The organism is Candidatus Methanoprimaticola sp. MG2 (assembly GCF_047501175.1).
Lineage (GTDB): Archaea > Thermoplasmatota > Thermoplasmata > Methanomassiliicoccales > Methanomethylophilaceae > Methanoprimaticola.
The window spans coordinates 193,864-211,592 of sequence record NZ_JBEQWH010000004.1 but is presented as its reverse complement, the minus strand read 5'-3'; the positions used below and the strand labels follow the sequence as shown (position 1 = coordinate 211,592).

The 17,729-nt window shown below is 56.7% G+C and carries 17 protein-coding genes; 11 read left to right on the top strand and 6 right to left on the bottom strand.

Annotated elements, in window-relative coordinates:
* Positions 1-17: 17 nt before the first annotated feature.
* Complete coding sequence (locus V5D86_RS04695) at positions 18-560, bottom strand: AAA family ATPase (protein ID WP_414595542.1); 543 nt, start codon at positions 558-560, stop codon at positions 18-20.
* A 188-nt stretch (positions 561-748) separates the two neighbouring features.
* Between V5D86_RS04695 and V5D86_RS04690 the strand changes: the two genes are divergently transcribed.
* From V5D86_RS04690 to V5D86_RS04665, 6 genes are all read left to right on the top strand, one after another.
* Entirely contained in the window at positions 749-2,026 is a 1,278-nt protein-coding gene (locus V5D86_RS04690) for an ATP-binding protein (RefSeq protein WP_414595541.1), read from the top strand.
* An 86-nt stretch (positions 2,027-2,112) separates the two neighbouring features.
* Positions 2,113-2,859, top strand: a complete 747-nt coding sequence (locus V5D86_RS04685; protein ID WP_414595540.1) for a phosphopantothenate/pantothenate synthetase — start codon at positions 2,113-2,115, stop codon at positions 2,857-2,859.
* 4 nt (positions 2,860-2,863) lie between these two features.
* Positions 2,864-4,102, top strand: a complete 1,239-nt coding sequence (locus V5D86_RS04680; protein ID WP_414595539.1) for an adenosylhomocysteinase — start codon at positions 2,864-2,866, stop codon at positions 4,100-4,102.
* Positions 4,084-5,013 (top strand): carbohydrate kinase family protein, encoded by a 930-nt coding sequence (locus V5D86_RS04675; RefSeq protein ID WP_414595538.1) that lies wholly within the window; start codon positions 4,084-4,086, stop codon positions 5,011-5,013. The genes V5D86_RS04680 and V5D86_RS04675 overlap by 19 nt, the downstream gene beginning before the upstream one ends.
* Before the next feature lies 1 nt (position 5,014).
* Positions 5,015-5,548 (top strand): adenylate kinase family protein, encoded by a 534-nt coding sequence (locus V5D86_RS04670; protein WP_414595537.1) that lies wholly within the window; start codon positions 5,015-5,017, stop codon positions 5,546-5,548.
* A complete protein-coding gene (locus V5D86_RS04665) occupies positions 5,539-6,207 on the top strand; it encodes a CDP-alcohol phosphatidyltransferase family protein (protein ID WP_414595536.1) in 669 nt (222 codons plus the stop codon). The genes V5D86_RS04670 and V5D86_RS04665 overlap by 10 nt, the downstream gene beginning before the upstream one ends.
* 245 nt (positions 6,208-6,452) lie before the next feature.
* Here the strand turns inward: V5D86_RS04665 and V5D86_RS04660 are convergent, their stop codons facing one another.
* The 3 genes from V5D86_RS04660 to V5D86_RS04650 are packed head-to-tail and all read right to left on the bottom strand — an operon-like array spanning position 6,453 to position 9,710.
* Complete coding sequence (locus V5D86_RS04660; RefSeq protein ID WP_414595535.1) at positions 6,453-7,526, bottom strand: DNA primase; 1,074 nt, start codon at positions 7,524-7,526, stop codon at positions 6,453-6,455.
* 49 nt (positions 7,527-7,575) lie between these two features.
* Positions 7,576-9,186 (bottom strand): radical SAM protein, encoded by a 1,611-nt coding sequence (locus V5D86_RS04655; RefSeq protein WP_414595534.1) that lies wholly within the window; start codon positions 9,184-9,186, stop codon positions 7,576-7,578.
* Between the two features lie 59 nt (positions 9,187-9,245).
* A complete protein-coding gene (locus tag V5D86_RS04650; RefSeq protein ID WP_414595533.1) occupies positions 9,246-9,710 on the bottom strand; it encodes a GtrA family protein in 465 nt (154 codons plus the stop codon).
* A gap of 98 nt (positions 9,711-9,808) precedes the next feature.
* On the opposite strand from V5D86_RS04650, the gene V5D86_RS04645 reads away from it, so the two are divergent.
* The 4 genes from V5D86_RS04645 (at position 9,809) to V5D86_RS04630 (ending at position 14,714) form a co-directional block, all read left to right on the top strand.
* The gene (locus V5D86_RS04645; RefSeq protein WP_414595532.1) at positions 9,809-10,831 is read left to right on the top strand and encodes a hypothetical protein; all 1,023 of its coding nucleotides are present in this window, start codon (positions 9,809-9,811) and stop codon (positions 10,829-10,831) included.
* The gene (locus V5D86_RS04640) at positions 10,815-12,191 is read left to right on the top strand and encodes a hypothetical protein (RefSeq protein ID WP_414595531.1); all 1,377 of its coding nucleotides are present in this window, start codon (positions 10,815-10,817) and stop codon (positions 12,189-12,191) included. Before V5D86_RS04645 ends, V5D86_RS04640 begins: the two co-directional genes overlap by 17 nt.
* 122 nt (positions 12,192-12,313) lie before the next feature.
* Entirely contained in the window at positions 12,314-13,672 is a 1,359-nt protein-coding gene (locus V5D86_RS04635; protein WP_414595530.1) for an NAD(P)-dependent malic enzyme, read from the top strand.
* A 58-nt stretch (positions 13,673-13,730) separates the two neighbouring features.
* Positions 13,731-14,714, top strand: a complete 984-nt coding sequence (locus tag V5D86_RS04630) for a glycosyltransferase family 2 protein (RefSeq protein WP_414595529.1) — start codon at positions 13,731-13,733, stop codon at positions 14,712-14,714.
* On the opposite strand, the gene V5D86_RS04625 is transcribed toward V5D86_RS04630, so the two are convergent.
* Both V5D86_RS04625 and V5D86_RS04620 read right to left on the bottom strand, forming a co-directional pair.
* Positions 14,715-15,656, bottom strand: a complete 942-nt coding sequence (locus tag V5D86_RS04625) for an NAD-dependent epimerase/dehydratase family protein (protein ID WP_414595528.1) — start codon at positions 15,654-15,656, stop codon at positions 14,715-14,717.
* Complete coding sequence (locus V5D86_RS04620; protein ID WP_414595527.1) at positions 15,656-16,552, bottom strand: GHMP kinase; 897 nt, start codon at positions 16,550-16,552, stop codon at positions 15,656-15,658. Before V5D86_RS04620 ends, V5D86_RS04625 begins: the two co-directional genes overlap by 1 nt.
* A gap of 191 nt (positions 16,553-16,743) precedes the next feature.
* Here V5D86_RS04620 and V5D86_RS04615 point away from each other — a divergent pair, with 191 nt between their 5' ends.
* The gene (locus tag V5D86_RS04615; RefSeq protein WP_414595526.1) at positions 16,744-17,718 is read left to right on the top strand and encodes a glycosyltransferase family 2 protein; all 975 of its coding nucleotides are present in this window, start codon (positions 16,744-16,746) and stop codon (positions 17,716-17,718) included.
* The last annotated feature ends 11 nt before the right edge of the window (positions 17,719-17,729 follow it).

Sequence of the window (17,729 nt, the reverse complement as noted above, 5' to 3'; positions counted from 1 at the left end):
ACGACGCATCTTCCTGATCATAGTCTCTCCGCGATCCGTGGGATCGTCCATGCGAGATGGATCGGCAGTTTCACCACGTCGCCCTCGGATGGAGGGTTCATGGACAGCACCATCGATCTCTCGGGAGAGAACGTGTCGATGTACTTCTTCAGGCTAGTTGCACGTATCTTCCATCCGGACTTGACCTCCGCGGGGACGGCAGAGGTCATTTCTCTCTTGGCAATGATGAAATCCACTTCGTACCGATTGTCCTTCCAATAGTTCGCGGTGAATCCCAAGGTCATAGGCTCGTTGTTGACGAAGTTCTCCGCGGAAGCACCTCTGAATATGTGATTCAGGTCGCCGTGGAGATTCTCGTTCACATAGTATGCAAGGTCCAGGTTTTCGTTTTGGAATATGGGACGGTGTCTCTTCTGCCTCTCAAGGTTGATGTAAATAATGTCGTCGAAGAATCTGTCCCCGAACTCTTTCAGAAGATGCGTCTTGCCGCATTGACGTACTCCCTTGAGCACTAGAGGCATACGGTCTCCGTCGTCCTTCCAACGGATGAGGTCCACCATCGCTTCGCGTTCTATGTGTGTTCGATGTCAATTGAGGATGTATGTGCTATTATTACAAAAAATACTGTAAAAATATGTAGTTTCACTACATCAATTGACACAATTGAAACAAATTCCTGGTTTTTACCGAAGTTTATTCCTGGTTTTTACCGAAATTATAAATCTTTCAGTATACAATTACACACACGATGACTCTGACGCCTTTTGGATATAAGCCCAGGTATGTCGATGGGATGATAGAACGTAGTCTCAAGACATTCGGCGGTGTCTGTATCACAGGACCTAAGGGATGTGGGAAGACATGGGCAGGTCTGAACAGTGCCAAGAGCCAGACGAGTCTCCTCGATCCCGAGGATAATTTCAGGAATCGTAGGATGGCTCAGATCGATTCTCTGTTTGCTTTGAAAGGTGATGTGCCCCATCTCGTCGACGAATGGCAGGAGGTTCCAGAGATATGGGATGCTGCCAGATTCGTTATAGACAAGATAGGGAAACCGGGGCAGTTCATCCTGACAGGGTCCTCGACCCCCAACCTGACACAGACTTCACATAGCGGAATAGGGAGGATCGACCGGATTCGTATGCGGCCCATGTCTCTGTTCGAATCAGGGGATTCTATAGGAAAGGTCAGGCTCCATGATTTGTTTTCTGGTATGGACATTATGGAGGATTGTGGATCCCATGCCTTGGAGGACATCATCGACCTGTGCATCCGCGGTGGTTGGCCCGCGATGATAGGGAAGGATCAAGACTCATATGCCAGGTATTCGAAGATCTACTTTGCGATGGTCTGTATGGAGGATGCGATACGTCTGGATGGAACCAAGCGCGATATGGCTCGGATGTCTTCACTTTTCAAGTCACTCGCCAGGAACGAGTCTACTACAACTCCAGACAGTCGTCTGATGAACGATATGCGCGAATATGATGATGTATCCATCTCGGACAAGACCTTGAGGGATTACATCGATGTTCTGGACAGACTGAATGTCACGGATCCCCTTCCCGCATTCAGCACAAACCTCAGATCCTCTCTAAGGGTGGGGAAGAATCCGAAGAGGCATTTTGTAGATCCCTCTCTGGCCGTTGCAGCTCTGAACCTGACAGGTGAGATGCTCATGGAAGATCTTAGAACGACAGGGTTTATGTTCGAATCACTCTGCACAAGGGATCTCCGCATATATGCCGAGGCCAACGATGGTCATGCAAGTCACTATCGCGACAGTAGGGGACGGGAGGTCGACATCACCATCGAGATGCCTGACGGGAGATGGGGGGCGTTCGAGGTCAAGCTTGGGAGCAACCAGATCGATGCTGCCGCGAATAATCTGCTGAAGTTTTCGAAACTTATGGAGGAAGAGGAGAATCCCCCATCCGTCCTGTGCATCGTGTGCGGACTTGTCAGGGATGCCTATCGCAGGCCAGATGGGGTGTATGTGGTGCCGATAACGGCATTGAAGGCATGATCCGGAAGTTTACGGGCGATTCTGAGCAGGGATCGCGGTTCATCTTCCAGCCTAACAGATATACGCACCGTTGGTGATTAGCGGTCGTGGACATTCCTAAGAGTCATCCAAGATACAAATCGCTCATGACCAGGGAGCTTCTGGTCGAGATGGTGGGCAAAGGCATCGTCACCCCCACCGGACTTATCTCACACGGGAGGGGAGAGGCCTACGACTATCTGATGGGCGAGCGCACCATCGCACCCGCCGAGAGGGCGGAGTGCGCGGCGGCGGCCATGCTGCTGTCCGCCGAGAACCCGGTAATATGCATAAACGGGAACGCCGCCGCGCTCGATGCTGAGGGTCTGATCAGGATCGCCGAGGCCGTTCCCGCGAAGATAGAGGTCAACCTGTTCCATCGCACCCCCGATAGGATGGAGGCTGTGATCTCCCATCTGGAGTCCAAGGGTGCTGGAAGCGTCCTCGGACGCGTGCCGGACGAGAGGATCCCAGGCTTGGAGCACGACCGTGCCCTGTGCACCAGGGAGGGCATCTGGTCCAGTGATGTCATCCTCGTGCCCATAGAGGACGGGGACCGCGCCGAGGCCCTCATCGCCATGGGGAAGAAGGTGATATCCATCGACCTCAACCTGTTGTCCCGTACGTCCAGGGTCGCTACGGTGCCGATCTGTGATGAGATAACACGCGCGACCGCGAACATCCTCCGTTTCACAGATGAGCTCCGCGGGAACCGGGACGCAATAATAAAGGCGATGGATGACTTCTCCAACCTGGAATGCCGCAAGGAGACATTGGACGCGATCTGCGACTCGCTCCGTGCGGAGTTTGAGTGATACAATGGACGAACTCGCAAAGAAAGGATCCCTGAGGCTCCATTGGGCCGCCGACCACATGCCGGTGCTCATGGACATCAGGAAACGCTTCATCGACGAGCAGCCCCTGGCCGGTCTCAAGATCGGGATGGCCCTCCACACCGAGGCGAAGACCGGTATGCTGGCCGTCACGCTCGCCGATGCGGGAGCGAAGATAAGGCTCGCAAGCTGCAACCCCCTGTCCACCGACGACTCCGTGGCCGTGGCCCTCAGGGAGGAGTACGGCCTGGACGTCTATGCCAAGAAGTGGGAGTCGGAGAAGGAGTACTACAACAACCTCAACACGGTCCTGAACATGGCCCCGGACTTCATCATCGACGACGGTGCGGACCTCATCGCCATGCTACACACATCCAGGAAGGATGTGCTGTCCAACGTCAAGGCGGCCAACGAGGAGACCACCACGGGGGTACAGAGGCTCAAGGCCATGGCCAACGACGGTGCGTTGAAGTTCCCCGTCCTGGACGTGAACGATGCCAAGATGAAGTTCATGTTCGACAACCGCTACGGGACCGGGCAGTCCGCCTTCGACGGCTGGATGACCGCCACCAACCTGATCGTCGCGGGTAAGAGGCTCGTCGTCGCCGGGTACGGATGGTGCGGAAAGGGAGTGGCCATGCGCGCCAAGGGACTCGGGGCATCGGTCATCGTCACCGAGGTGGACCCCATCAAGGCCATCGAGGCCAAGATGGACGGGTTCGAGGTCATGCCGATGGTCAAGGCCGCCTCCATCGCCGACATCATCATCACTGTCACAGGATGCAAGGACGTCGTGTCCAGGGACGTCATAGCCGCCATGAAGGACGGCTGCGTCATGGGCAATGTCGGTCACTTCGACAACGAGATCAGCAAGGTCGCGCTCGACGAGATGAGCGTGTCCAAGGAGAGGGTGCGCGACTTCATCGACGAGTACAGGCTCCAGGACGGCAGGAAGCTGTACCTCATAGCGGAGGGCAGGCTCATGAACCTCGCCGCGGGAGCCGGACACCCTGCGGAGATCATGGACATGAGCTTCGCCACCCAGGCGCTCGGTCTCATCCACATGGTGAACAACTACGAGAGGATGGAGAACAAGGTCCACTACGTCCCCGAGTCGATCGATTCGGAGATCGCCAGCATCAAGCTGAGGTCCATGGGCGTGGAGATCGACACCCTGAGCGAGGAGCAGGTGTCGTACATCACCGGATGGGAGGAAGGCACCTGAAACCCTATCTCTCGGTCTACGGTCACGTCACGATAGACACGATCTTCGCCATCGACCAGTTCCTCCCGCCGGGCATAACCGCCGACGCCCTGAGCAAGAAGACTACGCTGGGCGGAACGGGCCCGAACATCGCCGTGACGGCCGCCAGGCTCGGCTGTCCCACCGCGCTGTGCGCGTTCATAGGACACGACATGCCGGGGGCCTATCTGGACCTGATGAGGGACTCCGGGCTGATGATGGACGATGTCGTGACCGTGGACCTTGAGACCTCGTCGTGTGTCATCATCAACGACAGGGACCTTGTGACGAGGGTGTTCTTCTTCCAGGGCCCGCAGGGATGCGCCGACACGCTGGGCATAACCCTGGACGGCATGGCGAAGCGGTCCGAGCACGTCCATTTCTGCACCGGACAGCCGTCGTACTATCTGGGCATGATGAAGGGCCTCCGCGGAGGCCCCAGGATCGCTCTGGACCCCGCACAGGAGGTGCACAAGGTCTGGAGCGCGGACCTGGTCAGGGATGCCATCCCGCTGTCGGACGCGCTGTTCTGCAACGAGCTGGAGGCCCGGGCGATATGCGGCTACCTCGGGATAGACGACGTCCTGGACGCCGGGCCTGGATTGGTCGTCCGCACCGACGGGGACAGGGGGAGCGTCGCCAGGGTCGGGGACGAGACCCTGTCCGTCCCGCTGGTCGATGCCGCCAGGGCGGTGGATGTGACCGGGGCGGGGGACAGCTACCGTGCCGGATTCTACACCGCGCTGTATCGCGGGTACGAGGTGCCCGAGGCGCTCGTCATCGCATCCTCGGTCGCGTCCTTCGTCGTGGAGGAGGTGGGGGCGCTCACCAACACCCCGACATGGGATCAGGCGCTGGAGAGGGCGGAGCCCTATTTCGGAGCGATACACTGAGATGACGCTGTTCGCCCTGACAGGCACCCCCGGGACCGGGAAGACCACCCTCTCGCAGGAGCTCCGCTCCCGCGGGTACGAGGTGGTGGACGGCAAGGAGTTCATAAGGTCGCACGGACTGCTCGGGGAGTACGATGCGGACAGGGACACCTACGAGGTGGACCTGGATGCCCTGAACGATGCGCTGGAGGGGTTCAGGTCGGACGACCGGCCCGTGATCCTGGACAGCCACCTGTCCCATTTCATGGACTCCAGGGGGATAATCCTCCTGAGATGTTCTCCGCGCTCGCTCGCCGAGCGCCTCAGGGGGCGCGGGTACTCCGAGCGGAAGGTCCGCGAGAACGTCCAGGCGGAGATACTCGATGAGATCCTGTGCGAGGCGTCCGAGACGGACATCCCGATAGGGGAGATCGACTGTTCGGCCCTGTCGGTACGCGAGGCGGCGGACATCGCGGAGAAAATCATAAGTGGTGATGCTTCGGATTACCCCCCAGGAAGCACAGATTGGACATCGGAGATGGACGAATGGTTCTAGACAGTAAGAGAGCGAGCGTGGACTTCGCACTGACGCCGGTGGCGAAGAGGCTCATCAACGTGAATCCCAACATGATCTCATGGGCGGGACTCATCCTGGCGCTGGCGTGCGGTGTCGTCTTCTGGCTCAGCGGCACCGAGGGCAGGGACTGGCTTCTGCCCGTCGGGGCACTGATGGTCATCGTGTCCGGATACTTCGATGCGCTGGACGGCAAGGTCGCCAAGCTTTCCGGCAAGGCGGGACCGAAGGGGGACTATCTGGATCACGTGTTCGACAGGTATGCGGACGTGTTCATGATCGGAGGGGTCGCGTTCTGCGCCACATGGTGCGACCCTTACCTCGGGATGCTGGCACTCGTCGGCGTCCTGCTCACGTCGTACATGGGCACCCAGGCGCAGGCCATCGGGGCGCCGAGGCTCTATGCGGGACTGCTCGGAAGGGCGGACCGCGTCGTGCTCTCGACGCTGTTCCCGTTGATCCAGTTCATCGCCATGCAGTTCGGGTACGGGTCCTTCGAGATCGCAGGACTCGACATATGCTGGATGGAGATCATGATGATCTGGTTCGCGGTCGTGGGGAACCTCACCGCGATCCAGAGGGGTATAATCACCTGGCGCAACCTGGGCGAGATGCACCCCGACGATCCGAAGAAGGAGTGAAGGCGGGCCCGGCAGGTCGTCCCTGCCGGTCCTGTCAATTCTTAAGGCAGCCTATCGGGATCAGACGGATTCTGTATTTTTCGATACCAGGGGTATCATACCCCTCGTATCCTGGGTGGACATGCACTGTGCCATATGTTGTATATATGCAATCATATGTAAATCTACATTGGTCGAGTTGTGGCCATTTCATTGGTCTACTTGTGGAATGCCTGTGGAGGCAAAACCATCGGGAAAACACGGGATCAGCTGTTCTGTTCGGGCTTGGAGGGTGCGGGACGGTCCTTGCCCCTGTCATGGCTCTCCTTCTTCGCCCTGTAGTATGACAGCGGATGGTTCAACCATTCCTGCTGGCACAGCCCGTCGGGATTGAAGCAGATGCCGTTGGTCCTCATAGTGTTGCATTCCGGCGGCGTGTATCCGTCCCCGCCCCTGTTCTCGCCGGTGATGTGCTTGATCTGATACTCCGACTTGGACTCGTCGAAGTCCGGGGATTCCGAGAACACGCGGATGATCTCATCATACGTCAGGCCGAGGGCGTGCAGGAACGTGACCAGCGCGAACCTCGCACTGTGCGGCAGGTTCATCCCCTGACGGGACATCTGGAGTATGTGCTTGATGCACGGTGGCAGGTACTCGACCTTCATCCCCTCCCCTCCAGTGGGGCTGAACTTAGCCTTCGCCTCCGCCACCTTGTCCATGGTCTCCGTGACATCCGCCCTGAGATGGCTCTTGAACTCGTCGGGGGTCATCAGCGGCAGTTCGGACTCGATCTTGTCCTGCAGCGCGTTCTGCATGAGACGGCTGAACTTCTCCTGTGTGATCCAGACGATCCCGTTGTGTATGTCGCTGTTTATCAGCTTCCAGTCCACGCTCTTCAGGCGGTTGGCGAGCTTCAGGTAGTCCGTGAAGTGGATCCTCATCAGTCCGTCCACATCCGTGGAGGATGGGACGTTGAGCTGCTCTGAGATCCCTATGACGGTGGCCCTGTCCTCGCCGACGAGGATCTTGTTCATCCTCACGGCCTCGGCCAGGGCGTAGCGCTTCGTCAGGAAGCGGTCCCCTACCGCGGAGACGATCATCCTGGCATACGGATAGGAGAGGACCTCCATCAGGCGGTCGTAGTCGCTCGCACGGACCATCGGGACATAGCTGACCTCCGACGATTCTATCGCGTCCATGATCCTCTGCATGCCCCTATTGCGGGCGGGCTCGTACGAAGGGGATGTGATCAGTTCCCCGATATCCGCACCGCTGTTCTCGACGAAGTCATGCGCTTCGGCGAGGAACGGGAACTTGGCGATGCGTTCGGAGTCCATGACATCTCCAACACCATGCTCTTAGATAATGGTGAGCAGGTCGTCACGATCAGAACACGACCACGTCCCTGAGGCGGTCCACCACATGCGGGTCCTCCAAGACCTCGAGGAGGTCATCGAACCCTCCGAACGGCCTCTCCACGGCGATCCTCTGCGCCCTCTTCTTCCCGATCCCCGGGAGCGCCGCGAGGGCGGACATGGGCATCTCGTTGATGTTGAACGGATAGGTCACACCGGTTATGGAGCGGAACCCCCAGTCCGTGACGTAGACGTCCTGGAACGTATCCGTGTCCACCTTGTACGGTACGCCCACGAGCAGCGGATACGAGCCCAGCTGTCTCCCGAACGTGGTGTTGCCGTCCTTAAGCTCCATGTACACGTCGCGGAGCACCGTCCCGTACGGGGCGACCCTCTCCAGCATGGTGCGGTCGATGTTCTCCCGGACCTCCTCCTTGAACCTCTTGAACCTGCGCTGGTCCACCCTGACCGAGAACTCCCTGCGTATCGGGAGCACCTGGCGTATGTTGATCCTGCGGATCATCAGTCCCTCGGAGACTATCGTGTCCAGCACATCCATGTTCATCCCGTAGCTCCGGGACGTCTCCCCGTCGAGGCCGCAGATGATGTTGATCCCGGGAAGGATGCGGGGCATCCCGCGCGGACCCCTCGAGCCTCCGATGCGGTTTATCATGCGCACCGCATCCAGCACCTGTTCCGCCGTGCTGTTGAGGTTGTTCTCCATGACCACCCTCGGGTCCGCGGACTCCATGCCGAGTGCGAGGACGTTCCCGTCGGTGCATCTGGACGCCAGGGTGTCAAGCACCTGCTCGGATTCGTCCGGGTGCGACGCTATCACCGCGGCATTGGCATTGTCCACGTGCAGGACGTCGAACCCCAGGCTCTGGAGGCCTTCGAACAGGTCGTCGACCATCATCGGGTTCGGCGTGGGCAATTGAGAGTCCGGGTCCGATCCGTACGAGACGATGCACGTCTGTCCGCCGACCCTGAGGTTCCTCACCCCGAGCTCCCTGAGCCTGGAGGCCTCCTCTATTATGTCATCGGGGGAGCGCATCAGCGGTCTGCCCTTGGTGGGCTCGATGCAGTATGAGCATCCTCCGCTGGAGAACCTGTGGCAGCCGCGGTACGATTCCACCTCGGCGATCAGGGGCTGCGGGAAATCCTGGTGTCTCGTGACTATGTCGGTCCCGAGCAGCATCCATCTGTTCCACTCGTCCAGCGTGCGCAGCCTCTCCCCGACCTCCTTCCCGACCATGCCGTCGTACAGGGATGCCGCGAGGTCGCGCTTTATCACGAAATCGAACCCCTCTGCGGCATCCGACTCCGCAGCGGAGCCTCCGATCATCTTCCATCCGTGGAGTCTCGGAACGAGGGACTCCAGCTCCTTCTGGGACATGGGCATCGAGCGCAGGTACTTTCCGGGCACGGTGTTCCCGGAGAGGACCACGCTGACGCTCGCCTCGGGGACCCTGGCACCTCCCCTCAGCATGTCCACCGTCAGATACTCCACCCTGTCGGCACCGGCATCCAACGCGGCACCCGCTATGGAACGCGCCATGGGCGAGATGTACGGAGGGACTCCGAGTGCTGCGGGGTCGTCGATGTATCCATCTATCAAGAGGACGGAGATCTCCTTGGCCATGGACGCTGATGGCGATGTGATATAATAATCGGCCCACTTTCGCAGAGGAGGTCAGGCAATCATGCATTGGACTTCCTGAAGATCCAATACTTGCTGAGCCCCCAGTTCAGGGCGATCTCGATCATGCTCCCGACGATCTTCGTGAAGAACCCTTCCCCGAAACCGAGGAAGTCGTCCGAGAATATGCTTATGCCATATCTCAGCCCGGCTATGTCGTACATCAGGTAGAATGTGATCACCGATACCGCGAAGGTGAACACCCTGGCACTCAGGAATTCCACCGCTTCGGTGCCGGTCTTGCGCGTGTCCCAGGTCTTGCTTCCGAAGACGATCCATTTGTTCACGAAGAACGCGAAGGTGACCCCGACGATCCAGGACAGTATGTTGCATATGTTCGGGTTTATGTCAACCCAGGCAAAGGCGACGTATGCACCGTAATTTACCAGTGTGGTGAATCCTCCGCAGATGATGTAGAGCATACCTTCGCGGTGTTTCACCGAAAAATCACGCACCATGCCTAGCATTGTGAATCGGACATAAGTTTCAGTTATTTAGTATCCGATGATGAAGACTTAGCATTCCACCTCAACCATTATTATCGGACTCCGAGTTAGGGGGTGGGATGAGATTCCGCGTCGATGCCATCGCGGTGATAGCCGTGCTTCTGTGCGCTGTCATCGTGGTCGGGGAGGTTCTGACCTATTCACAGGTCCATCATTACGATGCATCGGCAGAATGGAACGAGAATACGGTAGATTTCACCGTTTCTTCGTCCGGTTCGGACAGGTATGACGCGGTTCTGATCGACAATCACGGACGCGTCCCAGTGGATGAGGTCTTCATCTACGAGGATGAGACATATGACGAATACTTCAGAGAGGCATCGGGGGTATCCACGCCCGAGTACACCGATCAGGAGGTCGCGTCCAACGACTATACGAAGTATCTCAACGCCCGTTCTTTCGACAACGTGTCATCGGGTGGGGAGGAGGGCCTTCTGTCGTATCTCACAGGCTCCGCGTCCCCATCGGGGAAGGGGCTCATAGTCACATCCTATGCACTCCCCTCCAGCGTCTATGACTGCACGGAGGACTGCATCCTGGTGGAATGGCTGAACGCAGGGGGGACGCTGTATTGGATGCATTCCGAGGTAGGTCGTTTCTACGTCGATGAGCACGGGCTTCAGTGGACCGATGGGCCGTCTATACTGCTTGGGGATGCGTATCAGAACACGTCCGGTGCATCCGCGGCGGAATCGAGGATCGAGAACGGCTTCACCGAGGCGCTGTGTCTCAAGGACAGCCATATGCGCAACGCCCTGTGCGTGGATGACGTCCCAGGGTCGATAAGGATGGGGTATTCCGTGGACCAGTATGCGTCCATCGCGGGGATCCCGTTCGGAGAGGGGCAGATATTCGTCCTCTCAGGAAAATACGATTTCGATCTCACGGATGACCTGGCCCAGTTGATTGCATCAGGGATCACCGTGTCCTCGGAGGTCGTGTCCCACCTCACAGGTACTGTCACGCGCGGGACCGTACAGTCTGAGATGGACGTCGTGGAATCGAAAACTTCGATCCTATACGTATATGTTGGCGGTACGTACACGAAGTACGGGGAGACATTCCATGGTCGATGTGTATGAGGTGGCAAGTCGGACCATGGACCGTCTGATGTCCATGAGGCACCCTCTTCTTTTCCTCATAGTCGTTGGGATCTTGCTGAGGCTCGTCATAACGCCTCTGTCCGTCGTGTACGACTCCGAATTCTGGGCCTTGGTCGTTCGTAACATCGAGGCAGGGTGGGGCCTGTACGGTGTGGATGGCTACTATTATACGCCTGTCTGGGGCTATTTCTTGGGCCTTTCTGCCGCTTTCCAGGACCTTTTTATGAATATCGGGGAGGTGGCGGTAAAAGTGGTGGAACTGATACCCATAGAGGGTCTGGGACTGTATTTCACGTCTACGATCCCATCAATAAGTTTTCTCTTCGCTGTCAAGGTCCCGTTGTTCGCTCTCGATCTCGCCGCTTCGCTGATGATATGGTATCTGATAAAGGATGTTACCAATAGCGACAGGAAGGCGATCGCAGGCTTCGGTCTCATGTTCTTTTCATCGGTAGTGTTCCTTTCGTCAGGCGTGATCGCGATGCCCGACATCGTTTCAGCCCTGTTCATACTGTTGACTGTTATTCTTTTGAGAAAATCCCATCCGTTCATCGCAGGAATGACCTTCTCGGTATCTGTCCTCTCCAAGTTCTTTCCGATATTCCTGCTGTTCGTCCTTGTAGCATACATCCTGGCCAACAACAGGTCTGACATTCGCAGAGGTCTGGTTCAAGTGGCCTCGTCCGCGCTCGGGACGATGGTGATGACTATGATCCTTCTCGCCCCGCAGATCATGGAAGGGGATCTGGCAGAATGTTTCCAGTTCCTATCAGACCGTACCGGATTGGCGACAGCAAGTTCGATGTTCGATACGGTTACTGGAGCACTTCGTATGCTCACATATGTGCTTGTACTCCTGGGGGCGGTTTATGCGGGGTATTTCGTCTATAAGAACAAAGAGAACGACCTGTTCGAGACGTTGATGAAGGGATGCCTGCTCGTGATGGCACTGTCCTTGTTGTACCCGCCGACAACCCAGTACATCGTTTCATTGATTCCTTTCCTGGCATTTTGGATCGTTGTTAAAAATCGCAATTTCTTCCCTGCATGGATCCTTCTTTCATGCGGTGCACTAGTGTATGTTTTCGCATCGAACGCAGTTGTCCTGATGCCCATGGGCGTTTGGTGGAACATATTCGACGTGGGACATCTGCTCGAGATATTCCAGCTATCCAGTTCCGGGATGGGTGTCATCACTTGGAGAAACGTTCAATTCGTCATAGGCGGCGTACTTCAGTGTGTCGGGATTATCTCCGTGCTTCTGATCATGCGTTATGGAGGTCTTTCCAATCTTTTGGAATGCATCCGTCCTGCTAAAAGGAATGACGGCACGTCTTGAAAAACAATTTCGAATAATCAGACCGCATTAACGGTTATATACGCGAACTCCAATCGCACCTTTTAGATTTCGAAGTGTTTCTACGAAATTCGTAGAAATCGGCATTTCGAGAGGTGAAAGTCATGGCATACGACAAGGATATGAGTGTCGAGGAGCGCCTGGAGAAGGCGAAGAAGCCCGGACAGGACGCAATGATCCTCCACAAGTTCTACCAGGGAAAGATCGAGACGGTGCCCAAGGCATGCGTGAGGTCCTTCGACGATTTCGCGGTGTGGTACTCGCCCGGTGTCGCCGAGCCCTGCAAGGACATCGCCAAGAACCCCGACATGGTCTACGAGCACACCTGCAAGTGGAACACCGTCGCAGTGGTGTCCGATGGAACTCGCGTCCTCGGTCTGGGCGACATCGGACCCGAGGCCGCCATGCCCGTCATGGAGGGGAAGGCCATGCTGTTCAAGTATCTGGGAGGCGTGGACTGCGTCCCCATCTGCCTTGATACCAAGGACCCCGACAAGATCATCGAGACCGTGAGGCTCCTCGCCCCTTCCTTCGGAGGAATCAACCTGGAGGACATCTCGAACCCCAAGTGCTTCGACATCCTGGACGAGCTCAGGAAGGACTGCAAGATCCCTGTCTGGCACGATGACCAGCAGGGGACCGCGACCGTGGAGGTCGCCGGTGCCATCAACGCGATGAAGCTCGTCGGGAAGAAGCTCGAGGAGGCCCAGATCACAGTCGTCGGGGCCGGAGCAGCCTCCATCGCCATCTCCAGACTTCTGCTGGCCACCGGTTTCAGCCCGAAGAACATGTGCATGTGCGACTCCAAGGGTATCCTGAACCTGGAGAGGGAGGACGTCAAGGACGGATTCCGCCAGAAGTGGGAGATCTGCGAGAAGACCAATGGTGCCGGCAAGACCGGAGGGCTCAAGGAGGCCATGGAGGGCGCAGACATCGTTATCGCCGCATCCAAGCCCGGGCCCGGAACGATACCGCCCGAGTATGTCAGGAGCATGGCGGACGACCCCGTAATCTTCGCCACCGCCAACCCGATACCCGAGATCTGGCCCTGGGAGGCCAAGGAGAACGGATGCAAGGTGTTCGCCACCGGAAGGTCCGATTTCCCCAACCAGGTCAACAACTCCATGGGATTCCCTGCGATCTTCAGGGGTGTGCTCGACGTGAGGGCCAAGACCATCACCGACGAGATGTGCATCGCCGCCGCGAGGGAGCTCGCCGCATGCGCCGAGGAGAAGGGCCTCACAGAGGACTACATCATCCCGACCATGGCGGAGACCGAGGTCTTCCCCAGAGAGGCCGTCGCAGTCGCGATGAAGGCTCAGGAGCAGGGCGTCGCCAGGCTCAAGCTCAGCAGGCAGGAGCTCCACGACAGGGCCGAGTTCATGATCAACAGGTCCAGGAACCTCACTGCCAAGATGATGCAGGACGGATTCATTCCCGATTGCAGCTCCGTTCTTCAGTGAACGTGAAAGGGGGCACCGCCCCCACTTTTCAACATTCTCGCTTCCCGAAGGTCGCTCTATGTCGAAGGTCTCCGTAATCGTCGCAGTATACAATGGCGCCCAATACATACCCAGATGCCTGGAGTATCTCGACGCCCAGACCCACAGGGACCTCGACATAATGTTCGTGGTCGACGCAAAGACGACCGATGGTTCCGCCGATCTCCTGAGGGAGCTTTCGAAGGACGACGACCGCGTCCGCATAATCATCCAGAACGACACGAAGAGACAGGCAGGGGCCCGCAACATCGGACTGGACAATGCGGTCGGGGAGTACGTGTGGGTATGCGATGTGGATGACCGCCCATATCCGACCCTCATCGAGGATTCGATCAGAGCGTCGGAGGAGAACGATGCCGAGGTGGTGTCGTTCAACAGCGTCTTCACTAGGAACATCGACCATCCAGAGCCAGCATGCAAAGGTCCGAATGCAGTCGTCCTCTATTCCGGGATAGACGCCGCAATCGCCCTCGGCAACGGGGAGCTCTCCCCCAGCACCTGGAGCGACGTGTACCGCATGGATTTCCTCAGGGAGAACTTCATGGAGTACAGCGAGGGTCTCTGTGAGGACCTCGATTTCGCCGCAAGGGCGTTCCTTTCCGCAGAACGCGTGGCATACCTGAAACGTCCTCTGTACGTGTATTATCAGAATGCCGCATCCGTCTGCGGTACCGGGGCCAACGACGATGGCATCGCAGCCGCCGACGTGCACTATGCCGAGAAGCTCTCCGCCATCGTCAGGGAGCGCTATCCCGAGAGGTATCCCGAGTTCTGTGCAGCGATGGGGCGTCACGTGATCCGCAGCCTCACGCGTGCATCCAGGGAGAGGTTCGATGAGCTGTCGGGCAGTCCGATAATAGCCGAGATGCTGTCGCATTGCAAGGGGTTGTCGCCGGAGGTCATCCTGTTCAAGGTCTCTCCGGGACTGTTCCACCGCATCGGGAGCAAGGCACGGGGTCGCAAGTTCTCGCGGGACCCTCTGTATTTCAGAGACGACTTCTGATCATTCCCTGTCCGAGAGGACGGATTCCACTGTCTTCCTGACGGCTTCGGTGGAGTTGTAACGGAACGTCCATCCTTCCGCCTTGGCTTTGGAGATGTCATACCCGAATGTGGATACGTCCCCCTTCCATCCGCAGTCGCCTCCACTGTACTCGTATCTCACGTCTTCAAGGCCTAGGCCTTCACAAACGATGTCTGCTATGGTGTTGACATCAGTGTACGATTCCGTCGATACGTTGAATACGTTCATACCCTCGTATCCCTTGGACATGAACCCTACGATCCCTTGGACGAGGTCCTCGGAGTAGACATACTGCTTGTTCTGTTTCCCATTCCCGAGGATCTCCAGCCTGGAGGGGTCTTTTTTCAGTTTGGCGATGAAATCGAATATGACCCCATGGGTCAGTCTGGGGCCGACGACGTTAGGGAACCTGAATATCAGTGCGTTGAATCCACACATGTACGAGTATGACGAGATCAACGCCTCCGATGATAGCTTGCATGCGCCGTAGTACGATATCGGTTCGAGGCCCCCTTCATTCTCCGTAAGTGCGATTCCAGGCTTGTTCCCATATACCGCCGATGTGGACGAGAAGAACAGATCGGGGATGTTGTTCAAACGAACTGCCTCGAGGACACTATGGGTCGTCATGAGGGTATCCCGGTAGTCTATCAGGGGGTTGGTGCCTCCGCTGCGGATGTCGGAGTTCGCGGCCAGATGGTACATCTCATCAACGCCCTTGGAGACCTCAGGCAGTTCTCCGTCGTTGATGTCCGTCGAGACATATGTGAAGCGCTTCTCGTCATCCAGGTGATGGATGTTCTTCGCGTCCTTCGTTGGGATCTTATCGACGACAATGACCTCCTTCCCCTGGGCAAGAAGCACGTCTGCAAGCTGACTTCCAATGAAACCGGCACCGCCTGTGATTACTGTCTTAGACATTACAACACCTCGTCATTGTATATTATGCGGGACCCTTTCGGATCAAATCTGAATGGTGTCCATGCATGGTCGCATGCGGACTCCATTATCTCGGACCTGGTCTTTTCATCCGCATAGAATAGCATGAATCCATTTCCTCCGGCACCCAGCAATTTTCCGCCTATCGCACCCTTGGATGTGATCTCCTCATACACCCGGTCTATGTCCGGGTTTGTTATTCCTGTCGATAGGGTGCGTTTGAGCTTCCATCCCTTGTCCAACACCTCTCCCATGGCATCAAGGTTCCCATCCTCGAGGTATGTGCGCAGATCACGGGCAAGATCGCACATCTTCAGCTGATTCATCTCCGCATCACCTGAGGTCACGTTCTTTCCATGGTTTTTGAGAATCGCAGATGCACTTCTGGTTCCGCCGAGATAGAGCATGAACAAGCGGTCATTCAGCTTGCTTTTGGCCTCATCCGTCATCCTGACCGGCTCCACGGACACGGACCCGTCCTTTTCGAACTCGATGAAGTTCAGTCCTCCGTATGCCGCGGCATACTGGTCCTGTTTCCCTATGGGTTCCCTCAGGACCTCCATCTCCATGCGGCATGCATCATGTGCAAGTTCCTCGCTGGATACGGTTCTTCCAAGGCGAGTATTTAGAACATTGGACAGTCCCACTGCGAATGTGCTGGACGATCCCAATCCCGTTCCTGCAGGAATGTCGGATGTACTGTTCATCTCAAGACCGGAGAGCCCATACTGCTTCAGCATCTCTCTGAAGACAGGGTGTTTGATCTTGTTGATGTCCGTCGTGGTCTCGACTTCCGAGTACTTGAGTTGAGTAACAGACTCGTTGAACGATTTGACGGATGAAATGTAGATGTACTTGTCGATGGCGGTGCTCAGCACACACCCTCTGTGTTTCTCATAGAACGATGGGAGATCGCTGCCCCCTCCACAAAAGCTGATTCTCAATGGTGTTTTGGAGATGATCATTGTACCGTCCTGCGGTTCCGCAATATCTGCGTGGACTTAATAGGTTCGCGCTTTCCGTACATACGACCCTCTTTGTAATATATGGTCACTGCTGTGCCCCGATTATGCTGGTCACGGTCGCAGTGGCCGTTTACAACGGTGCTAGATTCATCCCGGAATGCATCCGCTGTCTGTCGGAGCAGACCTATCGTGATTTTGAGGTCTTGTTTGTAGTGGATGCTAAGACTACCGATGAATCGGTGGAATTGATCGAATCGCTGGGGGTCGACCTCCCCAAATCCCGTGTGATAATCCAGAATGACAAGGATCGTCTCTCCGGTGCGCGCAACATAGGCATCCGCGAGTCCAAGGGCAGCGTGATCTGGTTCCTAGATGTTGACGATCATCCGTATCCTGATTTTCTATCAGTGCTCGTGGGCGTGATGAATGACAGGGATGCGGACATCGTGATGTGCAACAGCATACACATCAGGGAGCGCACGGTCCCTCCAGAGAGCACCCGGGACTACGGGATCCTCGAGATGACCGGAGCAGAAGCCGTTGGAAGATATACGGAACTACCTGTATACTCATGGGCACGGATCCAGAGGAAGAGCATCTTCGAAAACGGGGATTCATTCTTCGTGATGTATCCGTCCATGGAGGATCTCCCTCAGACGATCATCGAGCTTGCCAATGCCCAGAAGGTCTGCTATGTCGGGAAACCGTTGTACGTCTATTACAAGATCCAGGGTTCTGCGACCTTCACAAATCGTAGTACCGAGGTGGAGGTTATCGACAAGATCTCCCGTAGAACGGTACAATACGTCAGAGAGAAGCAGCCTGAGGCATATCCGGCGTTCAGTCGTAGCATGTTGGAGCGTCTCATGAGGCATCTGACATTCTGCACATACAAGGAGTACAAACGCGTCCGTGCGATCTCAATAGCGGACGAGCTACTGTCCCAGATCGAGGAAAAGTCTTTCGAGATGAAGGTGTTCGAGAGGATTCCGGCACTATACTACGCGATCCTCTATCCTTTCTCCCATTTCATCTGGGATCGCAAGGACGGACTGTGGGACAAGGGTGAGGGCAGGTGAACTGTCCGCCG

Coding starts and splice junctions, on each gene's coding strand:
- V5D86_RS04695 (WP_414595542.1), bottom strand. CDS start 560: ATGGTGGACCTCATCCGTTGGAAGGACGACGGAGACCGTATGCCTCTA.
- V5D86_RS04690 (WP_414595541.1), top strand. CDS start 749: ATGACTCTGACGCCTTTTGGATATAAGCCCAGGTATGTCGATGGGATG.
- V5D86_RS04680 (WP_414595539.1), top strand. CDS start 2,864: ATGGACGAACTCGCAAAGAAAGGATCCCTGAGGCTCCATTGGGCCGCC.
- V5D86_RS04675 (WP_414595538.1), top strand. CDS start 4,084: ATGGGAGGAAGGCACCTGAAACCCTATCTCTCGGTCTACGGTCACGTC.
- V5D86_RS04670 (WP_414595537.1), top strand. CDS start 5,015: ATGACGCTGTTCGCCCTGACAGGCACCCCCGGGACCGGGAAGACCACC.
- V5D86_RS04665 (WP_414595536.1), top strand. CDS start 5,539: ATGGTTCTAGACAGTAAGAGAGCGAGCGTGGACTTCGCACTGACGCCG.
- V5D86_RS04660 (WP_414595535.1), bottom strand. CDS start 7,526: ATGGACTCCGAACGCATCGCCAAGTTCCCGTTCCTCGCCGAAGCGCAT.
- V5D86_RS04655 (WP_414595534.1), bottom strand. CDS start 9,186: ATGGCCAAGGAGATCTCCGTCCTCTTGATAGATGGATACATCGACGAC.
- V5D86_RS04650 (WP_414595533.1), bottom strand. CDS start 9,710: ATGCTAGGCATGGTGCGTGATTTTTCGGTGAAACACCGCGAAGGTATG.
- V5D86_RS04645 (WP_414595532.1), top strand. CDS start 9,809: ATGAGATTCCGCGTCGATGCCATCGCGGTGATAGCCGTGCTTCTGTGC.
- V5D86_RS04640 (WP_414595531.1), top strand. CDS start 10,815: ATGGTCGATGTGTATGAGGTGGCAAGTCGGACCATGGACCGTCTGATG.
- V5D86_RS04635 (WP_414595530.1), top strand. CDS start 12,314: ATGGCATACGACAAGGATATGAGTGTCGAGGAGCGCCTGGAGAAGGCG.
- V5D86_RS04630 (WP_414595529.1), top strand. CDS start 13,731: ATGTCGAAGGTCTCCGTAATCGTCGCAGTATACAATGGCGCCCAATAC.
- V5D86_RS04625 (WP_414595528.1), bottom strand. CDS start 15,656: ATGTCTAAGACAGTAATCACAGGCGGTGCCGGTTTCATTGGAAGTCAG.
- V5D86_RS04615 (WP_414595526.1), top strand. CDS start 16,744: ATGCTGGTCACGGTCGCAGTGGCCGTTTACAACGGTGCTAGATTCATC.